Genomic DNA, 12,594 nt, shown 5'->3' with positions numbered 1-12,594 from the left:
ATGCTTCAATTCTGGCGTGTGCTCTATTGGCTGTTCTTTCCACTTTTTCAGCTCACAGTACGCGTGCTTGCACTCTTTTCGCCTAAGGTTCGCCTGACGCTCAAAGGTCGCCAGCAGCTTTTTGAGCAGCTCGAGTGCGCCATAGCCTCAATGCCAGAGAGCAATGTGCTGCGTGTGTGGATTCACGCTGCATCGGTGGGCGAATTTGAGCAAGCTCGCCCGCTCATCCAGCGACTACGCAACGAACTTGGTGCTCGTGTGTTTGTGTCGTTTCTTTCTGTCTCGGGCTACGAAGCACGGAAAAATTATCCTGACGCTGACCTTGTTTGTTACCTGCCCGAAGACACAGAACGCAACGCTGCTCGTTTCATTGAGCTTTTGCGCCCCTCGCTCCTTTTGGTGATGCGTTACGACTTTTGGTTCAACCACCTCTTTACGGCACGTGAGCACGGTGTTGAGCTTATTTTGGTAAATGCCGTGCTGTCGGAGCGCAGTACATATCTTCGTCCAGTTGTGCGCAGTTTCTACAAGCAAATTTTTTTGCTTTTCGACAAAATCTTTACAGTAACCCCTGCAGATACGCAGCGGTTCAAAGCGGCTTTTGGTATCCAGAGCGTAGAGGCAATTGGCGACACTCGCTATGACCAAGTTTGGCAGCGTAGTCAGTCGCGCAAGAGCATTGCACGCTTTGAGCCATTTTTTCACAGCCGAAAAGTGCTGGTTGCTGGGAGCATCTGGCCAGCTGATGTAGCGCTACTTATCCCTGCATTTGCGCGTCTAAAGCAAAGCCTCCGCTGCTCCACGCCGAATCTTTCTTTGATTTTGGTGCCACACGAGGTTGATGCTGCCACAGTTGCACATCTTCAAGCACTGTTGCAACGCTACGGTTTTTCTTCTGAAAAAGCCTCTGCATTGCCAGCCGACTTCTCAGCTGAAAAAGTGCTCATCGTTGACGAGATTGGCTATTTGGCAGAGCTTTATGCGCTCGCCAGTGTGGCATTTGTTGGTGGTGGATTTGGGAAGAATGTGCACAGCGTGCTGGAAGCTGCAGCACACGGCGTGCCTGTAGTCTATGGTTATCGCATCAAAAAATCGCCTGAAGCCCAGGAATTAGCAGCGTCTGGCGGCGGCACAGTTGTTCACAACGGCACTGAACTTTACAACGCTCTCTACAAATACTTCACGGATGACGCCGCTCGTCAAGCTGCCGGAAACTGTTGTGCCGCGCATGTGCGTTCAAGACTCGGCGCCACTGAGAAAATCTTGCAACACCTTTTGCCTCGTCAAAATTCTCTCTCTACCAATGCACCAGTCTCCAAGCCCTGATAGGAACCTCATCTCTATGCGTCGTTAAGTCGAGACTGCAACGGGCAGTATCAATGCTTGGTTACTGTCTGCTACGATGCCCTTCTCTCCTAAGGCAGCAGAAACAAAATACACGATGTATATTGCTATGCGGTTTGCAATGGCTAAACTCTTTTCTACCGTGAGCATACGCACAATTTCTTTTACAAAGATGTCGGGCGCAGGCAATGATTTCATTATGATTGACAACCGCTCGCTCCACCTTGAGCTTTCTGAAGCGCAGATTGCTAAATGGTGCAAGCGGGGCACGGGTATTGGCGCTGATGGTCTCATTTTACTGGAACACTCCTCCCAGTACGATTTTGCGATGCGTTACTACAATGCCGATGGGAAACTTGGCTCAATGTGTGGTAATGGTGGGCGATGTGCCGCTCGCTTTGCATACCTTTCAGGTATCCAGAAAATGCATCTTACCTTCGAAGCCAATGGTAAGTGCTACGATGCTTTTATCTTAGACGACAGTCGCGTGCGGCTCAAAATGCAACCGCCTCAAAACTTCAGAGACGCTCTCTCTGTCGAAGGCTACGAAGGCTTCTTTGTTGACACGGGTTCGCCGCATGTGGTGATTTATACTTCCCAGCTTGAAGCTCTCGAAGTCAATCAGATTGGGCGAAAGATTCGGCACAACGCGGCACTTTTTCCAGAGGGCACAAATGTGAATTTTGTGGAGCCAGTCTCGGACAGTGTGCTACGCATTCGCACCTTTGAGCGAGGTGTCGAGAATGAAACCTTAGCTTGTGGCACGGGTTGCGTTGCTGCGGCGGTCATCAGCTACCGCTTGGGCAAAGCACCACATCGGCATATCACGCTGCTTGTGCAAAGTGGCGAAACACTTGAAGTAGAGTTTGACGAAACGCTACAGCATGTTTATCTCACTGGCAGTGCTTCAGTCGTCTTTACAGGCTGCGTGGAACTGCCTGAAACACCCTAAACCGCATACACCTATGATACCCCGTGCAAGGATTGACGAATACACCGCCTGTCCTCTTTCAGTTACCGAACTGACCTTGCTCATCAAAGAAAATTTGGAAACAAAATTCCCATCGGTGCACCTGCGTGGTGAAATCTCCAATTTCAAGCAGCATGCGTCGGGGCATCTCTACTTTACGCTGAAAGATGCTAGTTCACAAATCAGCGCGGTAATGTGGCGGTCGCTGGCAATGCAGCTAAACTTCGAGATGAAAGATGGGTTAGAAGTGATTGTGCAAGGCAGTGTGCAGGTCTATGAGCCGCACGGACGCTATCAAGTGGTTTGCACAACTGTTAAGCCTGTTGGCGAAGGCTACTTGCAACAAGAGTTCCGTCGCCTATTTGAGAGACTCAAAGCAGAAGGCTTGTTTAATGAAGAGCGCAAGAAACCTCTGCCACGCTTTCCTGAATGCATTGGTATTATTACTTCGCCCACTGGTGCCGTCATTGAGGATATGAAAACCATCTTAGGGCGGCGTTACAGAGCGGCACGTTTGCTGCTCTATCCTGCCAGAGTGCAAGGTGAAGAAGCTGTAGGAGAATTGATTGCGGGCATTCGTTACTTTAATCGCTCTTTGCTTCGCCCTGACGTTTTGATTTTGGCACGGGGTGGTGGCTCACTTGAAGACCTTTGGGCTTTTAACAGCGAAGAGCTGGCTTATGCGATTGCTCAATCAGAGATTCCCATCATCAGTGCCGTTGGACACGAAACCGACTACACGATTGCCGACTTTGTTGCAGACCGCCGCGCTAGCACACCCTCTATGGCTGCAGAAATTGTGGCACCTGCTGCAGAAGAAATTTTGCAACACCTCGAGCAGTCTCTTTCTGCTGCTAAGACGATGCTAAGGAATGCGATTCTCCAGCGCCGTCAGAGCATTACTGCTATTCTTGATGGATACGCTTTCAATAGACCTTTGCGTGACCTTGACACACTGCGTCAGCGCTTAGATTTTGCCGAAGATCGCCTTCATCGCTGCGTTACGGAGCAGCTTGCTGCATATCGCTCAGCCTTGAGCAGTGCTGTCAAGCAACTTCACGCAATGAGTCCCTCCCACATCCTTGCACGTGGATACGCAATCGTGCTTAAGGATGGCACGCCTGTGCGCTCCGCTGCTGAATTGCAAGCAGGCGATAGACTGACTATACAATTTTCCGATGGAGAAAAGAGCGTCTATGTCTTGCCTTTGCATCCAGCCTCGGCATCTATGTCAGCCAGCAGCTCTGAAAGTGCCTTATCTTCGTTTGCTAAGTAGGTTTTCTTCGGAAGCGTTACACGCCTCGTGCCTTACAACTTTAATTGCGACGAAATCACGTCCAGAACACCGACACGAATCATCATCACGGCAATTGCAGCAAGCAAGAGTGAAGCAATCTTGGCAATTGCTTTTGCGCCATTCGGCCCGATTAGCTTTTCAACATTGCCCGAGAAGTAAAACAGCAAGAATGCAATAAAGAGGTTTAGTGCCAACGCTAATGCCGTCATTAGCCAGCCGTGTGCTTCACCTGAAATCAGAATCGTTGTAAGTGAGGCAGGACCGATAATGAGTGGAATGCCGATTGGCACGATGCCGATACTGGTTGGGTCAGCTGGTTTCTTGGACTCATCTACGTCAGATGTGGTAAGGTCTTGCACCGCTAAAAAAAGAAGGATGATTCCTCCTGCGATGCGGAAATCAGAAATTGTGATGCCCAGAAAGGCAAAGATGTTTTTGCCCGCCACCATCACGATAAGCGAGATGACCAGTGCAGTCAGCACGGCTTGCACAGTCAGACGACGTTTGACTTTTTCTGGCAAGCTTTGTGTCAGCCCAATGAAAAGGGGCAACGTGCCCGGCGCATCAATTGCAACAAAGAGTGGAATAAAGGTTAGCAGAAACGCTTCGAATGTGAAGGGATACGATGTGCCTTCAAGAAGAAAAAACTCAAGCATTGGCAAAGGTTAATTTTTGCAAATGTTTGAGCATTAGCTCATTGAAGCGTTCAGGTTGCTCGAGATTAGGCAAGTGCCCGGCTTTGGGGATTATCTCCAACTGTGCATTTGGAATTTTCTCAGCCATGCTTTTTGCTAGCGCAGGCGGCGTGAGTTCATCTTCTTCACCTACGACGACCAGTGTTGGGCAATGAATAGATGACAGATGCGAGGTAGAGTCGGGACGATGTGCAAGGGCTTTGAGCTGCTCAATCACTGGCTCAATGCGATGGCGCTCAATGATGACTGAAAGTTGTCCTGCCAGCTCAGGATTTTCAGCGTGTGTGGTTTTGCCCAGCAGCTTAGGAATCATTCTGGCTTTGGCTTCAGAGATGCCGTTTTGCTTTAAGGCTTCAATAAACTCAAAGCGTCGGTTGCGAGCCTCGTCGGTGTCTGCATCCGCACGTGTGTCGCAAAGCATCATTGATGCGACCATATCGGGGTAGCGACGCTGGAATGCAAAGGCTTGATAGCCGCCCATTGAGACGCCGATTAGCGAGACGGATGTAAAGCCAAAGCGCGTTACCAATTCGTGGAGCGCTTCAGCATAGTGCCGCATTGTCCAATCGGTGCGTGGCTCAGAGCCACCAATTCCATACACATTTGGCGCCAGCACACTGTGGCCCGCTTCGCTCAGCGCAGCAAGCTGCGGTTTCCACATCTCGTTTGAAAGTGGAAAAGCATGCAAGAGCAACACGACATGGTTGCTTTGCCGTGATGGCTTTTCAAGGTGATGACCGATGAATGCGAGCATTGACCACAAACTTTAGTTCGGGTTGCTATTACGCAGCGACTTTGCTTCGCGCAAAATGGAGTTGGCTTCTCGGAGCAAGCGATCGGCTTCGTATCGTGCAGCCTGCACAATTTGTTCTGCTCGCTGCTTGGCTTCATTTTCAATATCGGGTGGCTCTGCGCCTTCCTTAGGTGGGATGGCATTCGGCACAGGCATCTCAAGCGCAGGTCGCACACTAACGATGCTTCCTTCCTGCAAGCTTTCATCTAAGCGGCGAAAGAGCACACGCCGCATTTCTTCGCCACGACGGGGTGCAAACAGCATTCCGAGAACAGTGCCAATTGCTGCACCCAGCAGCGTGCCTACAAATAAGCCCTTGTAGTAGTTATCCTTCTGCATATCGGTAAAAGACAGTGTTAGTGAGATTCTGCTACGCAAGTAGCTTTATAGCCTAAAGATTCAATTGTCGCAATGAGCTCTTGCTCACTTACTTTTGAGGCATCAAACTCTACCACTGCACATTTCTTTGCCGTGCTGGCTTCAACTGACCTTACGCCGTCCAATTTTGCAAGTTTGGTCTGAATTGACTGCTCACAGCTGGTGCAAACCATTCCTTCCACCGAGAAACTGACTTTTTGCAACTTTCCATTTGGTGACGGCTGCTCTGGCTTGCTGCAGCCGAGAGTCAGAAGCAAAAAGAACAGTGAAACTAAAGCAAGGCGCATAGTTAGACCCCCCTGTTTTTATTAGGCTCAAATTTATCGCTTTTGCCTCGACTTTCCAGTTTTTTTCTCAGCCAGTTCATCAAGGCTTTCAATGACGGCATCGTGCAGCAGTCGGCGCACAGCACGAATCTTGTTGTTTGCCGATGTTGGATAGACTCGATTTGTCAAGAACACCACGCAAAGGTTACGCGTGGGATCAACCCAAACGCTTGTGCCTGTAAAGCCGAGATGTCCATAGCTTTGCATTGAAAAGTACTTGCCTGTTGAGGTGTTCTCGCTTGCTGTGCGCACATCCCAACCTAAGGCACGAATACGATGCACGGTGTCGCGTGTTGTAAAAAGCCGAACTGTCTCAGGTTTAATGAATACCTTCTCGTTCTGTTTGCCTCCGTTCATGATCATCCACATCACTATGAGAATGTCAGAGGCGGTTGAGAACAGTCCTGCATGCCCTGAGACTCCTCCGAAGAGCGCTGCGTTTGGGTCATGCACCAGCGGTCGCTTGAAGGGGAGTTTCCAAGTGCAGTCAGGCTCAGTTGGCGCAACTCGGTAGAGCACAGAATCAGGTGGGTTGAAAAAGGTATTGCGTAGTCCAAGCGGCTGTGCAAAGGTTTCGGCAAAGTATGCATCAAGACGCTTGCCTGTAATGCGGCGCACAATTTCACCCAGCAAGATAAAGTTTAGGTCGCTATAAATTGTGCTATCACCAACTGGCTTAATGAGCGTGTCGCTGAAAATGTGCCTTAGCGCTGAATCTGCATTTGGGCAAAATTGGCTATATCGGCGAAAGGCAATTAAGCCTGAATCGTGAATGAGTAGATTACGCAGCAAGATTTTTTCTTTGCCGTGAGTTGCAAATTCTGGAATGAATTTCGCCACTGGGTCCATCAGCGAGAGCTTGCCTTCATCGTAGAGCCGCATGATGGAGAGCGTGGTTGCCAGCACCTTTGTAACAGAGGCGAGGTCATAAATCGTATTTGTATCGGCACGTGGCGAGAGCGTGTCGTAAGTGAGGTGCCCAAACGCTTCGTGAAACAGAACGCGACCGTTCTGCATCACGGCGACAACGGCAGACGGGAAGGCACTATCTTTGATTGCCTCCATCACGGTCTTGCGCACCTTATCAAACGGCTTACTGGGATGCTTTGCAGACGCACCTACGCTGCAAACCAGCCATAGCATTACCCAAGCTGCCACGCATGCAGCAGAGCGAAAGACTGTTGCCATTTTGTGAGCAAGATTAACAGTTGCTTTATAAGCAAGTCTTATATTTACCCTGCGGCTGAAACCCTTCAAAAATTAAAAAACTAAAAAACCCAAGTGCTATGATGAAACAACGGCCTGCCATCGTTGCCATTTTGCTTTTGCTTCTCTTGCAGAGAGCGACATTTGCTCAAGTTGACTCTTCACTCTTTCAGGGGCTGAGTTTGGAAGATTTGCAAAACTTGCAAGTCGTCTCCGTAACGCGCTCGGCACAGAAATCCAGTGATGCGCCTGCAACGGTGCGCATCGTTACAGCCGACCAAATTCGCTTGCGTGCTTATCAATCGCTCTTAGACGTCTTGATGGATCAGCCAGATTACAAAATTGAGACTCACAACGACCCACGCTGGCAACATGATGTGCAGGTGCGCGGCGTCTTCGGAATGGACAAGTTCATCATTCTGCTCGATGGCGTGCGCATCTCTTCACCGACCAACGACATCATTCCTGTAATGGAAAATTATCCTGTGCACCTTGCCAAGCAAATTGAAATCGTCTATGGCCCTGCGTCCGCAGTTTATGGTGCAGACGCTCTCTCAGGGGTTATCAACATCGTAACGCGCAAAGCCGAAGGCAATTTCCTTACTGGCTCCGTGCAAGGCGGAATGTTCAACACCTACATCGGTAATCTTTCAGCAGGCGCAAAGCTGAGCGATATGGTGAATTTCACTGTCTCGGCACAGTATTTTTATGACCAGCAACCGCTGCTTGACGCTATCAAAAATTTCCGCGTTGGGAACGAAGGTATTGAGGACTTTCTAAGGAGAAACCGCTTTCCGACGGACTTAGGTTTCCCGCAAAGTTCTACGCAACCGCTCTCCACCAGCATTGAGTTTCCGCTCTCTGCATATGCCGTGCATGCCATGCTGGAAATTAGCGAACCACGCGAAAATGTCCGGTTCAATTTCTTCCGCAATAGCTCTTTTAATCCCTCAACCACAGCAAACAAGCCAAACAACGCTGTCTACAACCGAGACTCCTTTTTCGGGCATAGCATCACGATGCTTAACAGCATTTTTACCGCATACCTCACTAGCAACTTGATAAGCACTTCATTCATAATTTACAGCCAATATGACTTAGATAACCGCTCAAATTTTCGCAATGCCTACACGGGAATGAATACGGCTTACCTGTTCTCTCACGGCAGAATGTCCAAGCTCGAAGAGCTAATTTCTTGGACGGCTAGCAATGAATTGACACTTTCAGGCGGCCTGACATATGAAGACTTTTTTGCAATTCCACGAGGACACGACCTGCAATCCCCTTACAGTGGCAAGTTTGATGAGCAGCCTGTAATTGTCAACAGCATTGGTTTGCCCGGAGCTCCAAATGGCGTGCCGGCCAGAATTTTCCGCCTGAGCTATCGCAACTTCGGTGGCTTTGTGAATATCCAGTACTCACCAATTCCGTCGCTCATCTTCACGCTAGGCACACGGCTCGATAACGACTCTCGCTTTAACTGGATTGTCAGTCCGCGCTTAGGCATCGTATTTCGTCCCAGTGAACGACTGACTTTTAAAGCCCTGTATGGACAAGCATTTCTTGCGCCTTCTCCACTTTCCGCATATGATGAATTCGGCACGTTTTTCAATGCAGGCGGGCAAACCATCTCTGCATTTTTCCGCCTCGCCAATCCCAATCTAGGCCCGCAGCGCATTCAAACTTTTGAGGGCAGTGCCCGCATCGGTCTGACCAGTGACCTTAGCCTAACGCTCAATGGCTACTACAACTTGCTTAATGGTCTCTTCAGCCAAGTCGCTGCTGTGCCGAATGGTCTCTACGAAGGCAATCCCGCCACGCCTAGCCCTGTAGATGGCTTCTATCCTGTGCCGGGCTTCCGTTTCCCTGTTGGTTACATTGAAAGCATTGTCAATCAAGGCAACCAAACCAATTTTGGTGGCACGCTGCAACTTGACTATGTGCGCAATTTTGGGGAAGGCACACGCCTCAATCTTTACGCAGCGCTCAGTCTCATTGAAGGTGAAGTAGAAGTCTTTGACCCGAATCAAGGGCGGCTGACTAAGCGGCAAATTGGGGGTATCTCACCCGTGATGTTCCGACTTGGCGGCGATGTGGTGCTTGGCAAGTTTTCGATTTCACCGCGCCTTATTGTCACCAGTGAGCAACGCACTCATCCGCAGCAAGGCTCTGCCTTCAAGCCTGAGCCAGACCCTAACAATCCAGGGCAAATTCAAACGACAGGCAGTCGTTTTCGCCAGACAATCCCAGGTTATGTGCTGCTCAATGTGACAGCACGCTATGAGGTTATTTCTGGCATCTCGCTTGTGGTGCGTGCGCTCAATGCTTTGAACCAGAATTATCGCACGGTGAATTTAGGTGCTGGTCCTGAAGGACTAGCTGGCTCAGCAGCTGTGGAATTTCCCGAAGGTGCGCCGCAACACCCATTCCGACTTATCGGCGGTGTGCAGGTAAATTTCTAAGCTAAACCTTGCGTCAGAGATGAACCTTTCCAGTTTCCCAGTAGCCTTCTCTTCCAAAGGGGAGAAGGTTATGCTTAGCACTACGTCTTTCCTAACTGCTTTCTGACACCCTTGTTTTGCAACCAGATTTCGGAAACTTAGAACGGATGCCACCTTAGGCAGCTCATGGGGAGCGGAGAGGGCGGGATTCGAACCCGCGAGGGCTGTCACACCCTACTCGCTCTCCAGGCGAGCGCACTAGACCACTATGCGACCTCTCCATTTTAGATGCGGATAAATCTATCCGCTCACCTATTTTGGGTGGGCTGTAAAGATAAAAATTCTAACATAAGTTTTGCATACCAATGAAGATTATTCTCGTTGGCAATGGTCAGATGGGCCGAGCGATTGCGGCAATAATTGCTGAAACTCCTCAACATCAAATTCTTGCTGCACTTAGCTCCAAAGATGTCTTGCAGCCAGATATGCTTGCCAATGCCGATGCGCTGATTGATTTTACAAATGCAAAAGCCTTTCTTCAAAATCTGCCTGTGTTGCTTGCAGCGAATCGACCTATTGTAGTTGGCACAACAGGCTGGTATCATCATCTCAGTGAGGTAAAAGCTCAAGTGGAAGGCGCAGATGGCGCTCTACTCTATGCTGCGAACTTTTCACTTGGTGTTCATCTCTTCTTGCGTCTTGCAAAGGTTGCTGCATCACTGATTGCGCCTTTCCCTGAATTTGACATTGCTATCTCAGAAGCGCATCACACGCGCAAGAAAGATGCGCCCAGTGGCACGGCGCTTAAGGCAGCAGAGCAGGTATTAGCTGCACTGCCAAGAAAAACAGCGTTGCGCACTGCACTTTTGCCCGATACACCGCTTCAAAAAGAAGAGCTACTGATTACATCGCTCCGTGTCGGTAGCGTTTTTGGTGAACATACCCTCCATATTGATTCCCCTGCTGATGAGCTTGTAATTAGACACACTGCTAAAAGCCGTCGTGGGTTTGCCGAAGGTGCTTTGCAAGCTGCAGAATGGCTACAAGGCAAGCGCGGTTTCTTTTCCTTTGAAGATTTCCTTTCAGAAAAATTAGGTTTCTGACACTATTTGTGCAGTTTGCGTATCACAAGGGGACGACATACAGCGCCCTTACAACCATTAAGCTTTTTTTAATCATATCTTACGAAGAAAATCGACCAAACCATCTTTCTCATCTTTATTTCAGTCAATCAATTGCTTGATGTAGAGACTTTGAGAGGATAATTTTGCCGTGTAGTAATAAAGCCATATGGTGATGCGGTCTCTAAAAGTAAAGCAATGTGCTCTGCTGCCCGTAATCATGCGAGTGCAGTTACTCCTGCGCCAAGTTTCCCTTTCGTCCTGTAAAAACCGTCAGCCGTCCTTCAATGACTTGCGCCACATTATTTGTTTTTGTTCTGTTAGTGCACAACGTGCTGCAGTGAGCCGTCACCAACCGAGTTTGACGCACATTTTATTCAATCGAGTATCATTCAAACTTTCAGGAGTAACAGGAGGAACATATGGCAACGCATCATCAAATTGTCATCGTTGGAGGCGGCACCGCCGGCGTTACAGTTGCAGCACTACTGCAGCGCAAGCAGAAGAAAAACGGGCACACCAACGGTCGCTCAAATGGTCATAGCAATGACCATTTCAATGGACATAGCAATGGTCATTTGGATATAGCGATTGTTGAGCCATCTGACAAGCATTACTATCAGCCCGCTTGGACGCTGGTTGGCGCAGGGGTCTACGATGTCAAAAAGACTGTTCGCCCAGAAGCCAAAGTTATTCCAGAGGGCGTAACTTGGATTAAAGAACGTTGCGTGTCGTTTGAGCCAGAGCACAACCAAATTACCTTAGGCAATGGCAAAAAAGTAACTTATGACTACCTTGTGGTTGCTGCTGGCATTCAGCTCAACTGGGATCAGGTCAAAGGCTTGAAGGAGACGCTTGGCAAAAACGGCGTATGTAGCAACTACAGCTTTGAGACTGCACCGTACACCTTTGAGTGCATCAAGAACTTGAAGAAAGGCAAAGCTATCTTCCACAATCCGCATACGCCTGTTAAATGTGGCGGTGCCCCGCACAAGATTATGTATGTCGCTGCCGACTACTTCCGCAAGCACGGTGTGCTGGATAACATTGACATTCAGTATTGGAGCGGCGGCACAAGGCTCTTCGCTGTAGAGAAGTATGAAAAGACGCTCCTAAAAGTAGTGGAGAGAGGGCACATCAAGCTTAATTTCCATCAAAAGCTCGAGGAAATTGACGGCGAGCGAAAGCGCGCACGGTTTGTTGGCATTGGCGAGCACAACAAAGGCATTGAGACTTGGGTGGAGTTTGATATGATTCATGTTACACCGCCGCAGTCTGCACCTGATTTTATCAAGAATAGCCCTATTGCAAATGCTGCTGGCTGGGTTGATGTGCACATCAACTCTCTGCAACACAACAAATATCCCAACATTTTCTCGTTAGGTGACTGCGCTGCTTTGCCTACCTCAAAAACTGGTGCGGCTGTTCGCAAGCAAGCCCCTGTCTTGGTTGCCAATCTGCTTAGCGCAATGAAGGGAGAACCTCTGACGGCTTCCTACAACGGCTATACTTCTTGCCCGCTTGTTACAGGCTATGGCAAGCTGGTGCTCGCTGAATTTGATTACAGCAATAAGCCGAAAGAAACCTTCCCCTTTGACCAATCCAAAGAGCGATTTGATATGTATGTTTTGAAAAAGGAACTGCTGCCTCGCTTCTACTGGGCAGGAATGGTCAAAGGAATTGTCTAAGCCCTGCGGCATACTTTGCAGCGTAGCGATAAGGGCGGGTCTTACACACCCGCCTTACTTTTTTGTTCATCATTTCGGCAGTCCCTTGATAGGTCATGTAGCGCTGCTAAGCTGGTTTGCGTCGCCGCTCCGCCCACTCATAAACCGTTGGCAAGACGAAGAGCGTCAGCGCCGTTGAAGTGACCAGTCCTCCAATGACGACGGTTGCGAGCGGACGCTGAACTTCCGCACCGTCGCTCGTCGATAGTGCCATCGGCAAAAATCCCAAACTCGCAACGAGTGCTGTCATCAAAACAGGTCTCAGGCGTACTTTGCATGCTTTAAGAATCGCGCTT

Annotated in this window: 12 protein-coding genes and 1 tRNA gene; 6 read left to right on the top strand and 7 right to left on the bottom strand. The window is 49.3% G+C overall.

The genetic code is table 11. The features are described from left to right. From NZM05_11655 to xseA, 3 genes are all read left to right on the top strand, one after another. Positions 1 to 1,326 (top strand): 3-deoxy-D-manno-octulosonic acid transferase, encoded by a 1,326-nt coding sequence (locus tag NZM05_11655; GenBank protein MCS7014268.1) that lies wholly within the window; start codon positions 1 to 3, stop codon positions 1,324 to 1,326. 76 nt (positions 1,327 to 1,402) lie between these two features. Then, positions 1,403 to 2,296 carry a diaminopimelate epimerase gene (gene dapF, locus NZM05_11650; protein ID MCS7014267.1) on the top strand — a complete coding sequence of 298 codons (894 nt, stop codon included), beginning with the start codon at positions 1,403 to 1,405 and terminating at the stop codon, positions 2,294 to 2,296. A 13-nt stretch (positions 2,297 to 2,309) separates the two neighbouring features. Then, a complete protein-coding gene (gene xseA, locus NZM05_11645; GenBank protein MCS7014266.1) occupies positions 2,310 to 3,590 on the top strand; it encodes an exodeoxyribonuclease VII large subunit in 1,281 nt (426 codons plus the stop codon). 32 nt (positions 3,591 to 3,622) lie between these two features. On the opposite strand, the gene NZM05_11640 is transcribed toward xseA, so the two are convergent. Genes NZM05_11640 through NZM05_11620 form a run of 5 tightly spaced genes read right to left on the bottom strand, consistent with a single transcriptional unit; the run spans position 3,623 to position 6,991 of the window. Next, positions 3,623 to 4,267 carry a MarC family protein gene (locus tag NZM05_11640; GenBank protein ID MCS7014265.1) on the bottom strand — a complete coding sequence of 215 codons (645 nt, stop codon included), beginning with the start codon at positions 4,265 to 4,267 and terminating at the stop codon, positions 3,623 to 3,625. Next, the gene (locus tag NZM05_11635) at positions 4,260 to 5,060 is read right to left on the bottom strand and encodes an alpha/beta hydrolase (protein MCS7014264.1); all 801 of its coding nucleotides are present in this window, start codon (positions 5,058 to 5,060) and stop codon (positions 4,260 to 4,262) included. The genes NZM05_11640 and NZM05_11635 overlap by 8 nt, the downstream gene beginning before the upstream one ends. Before the next feature lie 12 nt (positions 5,061 to 5,072). After that, positions 5,073 to 5,438, bottom strand: a complete 366-nt coding sequence (locus tag NZM05_11630; protein ID MCS7014263.1) for a YtxH domain-containing protein — start codon at positions 5,436 to 5,438, stop codon at positions 5,073 to 5,075. Between the two features lie 17 nt (positions 5,439 to 5,455). Beyond that, positions 5,456 to 5,764, bottom strand: a complete 309-nt coding sequence (locus tag NZM05_11625) for a cation transporter (GenBank protein MCS7014262.1) — start codon at positions 5,762 to 5,764, stop codon at positions 5,456 to 5,458. Positions 5,765 to 5,797: 33 nt separating this feature from the next. After that, positions 5,798 to 6,991: a beta-lactamase family protein gene (locus NZM05_11620; protein MCS7014261.1), complete on the bottom strand. Its 1,194-nt coding sequence runs from the start codon at positions 6,989 to 6,991 to the stop codon at positions 5,798 to 5,800. 98 nt (positions 6,992 to 7,089) lie between these two features. Here NZM05_11620 and NZM05_11615 point away from each other — a divergent pair, with 98 nt between their 5' ends. Continuing rightward, positions 7,090 to 9,471, top strand: coding sequence for a TonB-dependent receptor (locus tag NZM05_11615; GenBank protein MCS7014260.1), 2,382 nt, complete (start codon positions 7,090 to 7,092; stop codon positions 9,469 to 9,471). 173 nt (positions 9,472 to 9,644) lie between these two features. On the opposite strand, the gene NZM05_11610 is transcribed toward NZM05_11615, so the two are convergent. Next, positions 9,645 to 9,731 (bottom strand) — tRNA-Ser (locus NZM05_11610). Positions 9,732 to 9,815: 84 nt separating this feature from the next. Between NZM05_11610 and dapB the strand changes: the two genes are divergently transcribed. Next, positions 9,816 to 10,553, top strand: coding sequence for a 4-hydroxy-tetrahydrodipicolinate reductase (gene dapB, locus NZM05_11605; protein ID MCS7014259.1), 738 nt, complete (start codon positions 9,816 to 9,818; stop codon positions 10,551 to 10,553). A 440-nt stretch (positions 10,554 to 10,993) separates the two neighbouring features. Next, positions 10,994 to 12,259, top strand: coding sequence for an NAD(P)/FAD-dependent oxidoreductase (locus NZM05_11600; protein ID MCS7014258.1), 1,266 nt, complete (start codon positions 10,994 to 10,996; stop codon positions 12,257 to 12,259). Between the two features lie 106 nt (positions 12,260 to 12,365). Here NZM05_11600 and NZM05_11595 read toward each other — a convergent pair. Next, the coding region (locus NZM05_11595) for an efflux RND transporter permease subunit (GenBank protein MCS7014257.1) at positions 12,366 to 12,594 on the bottom strand (229 nt) is incomplete at its 5' end.

The organism is Chloroherpetonaceae bacterium, assembly GCA_025056565.1.
GTDB lineage: Bacteria > Bacteroidota > Chlorobiia > Chlorobiales > Thermochlorobacteraceae > Thermochlorobacter.
This window is presented reverse-complemented; position numbering and strand designations above follow the sequence as displayed.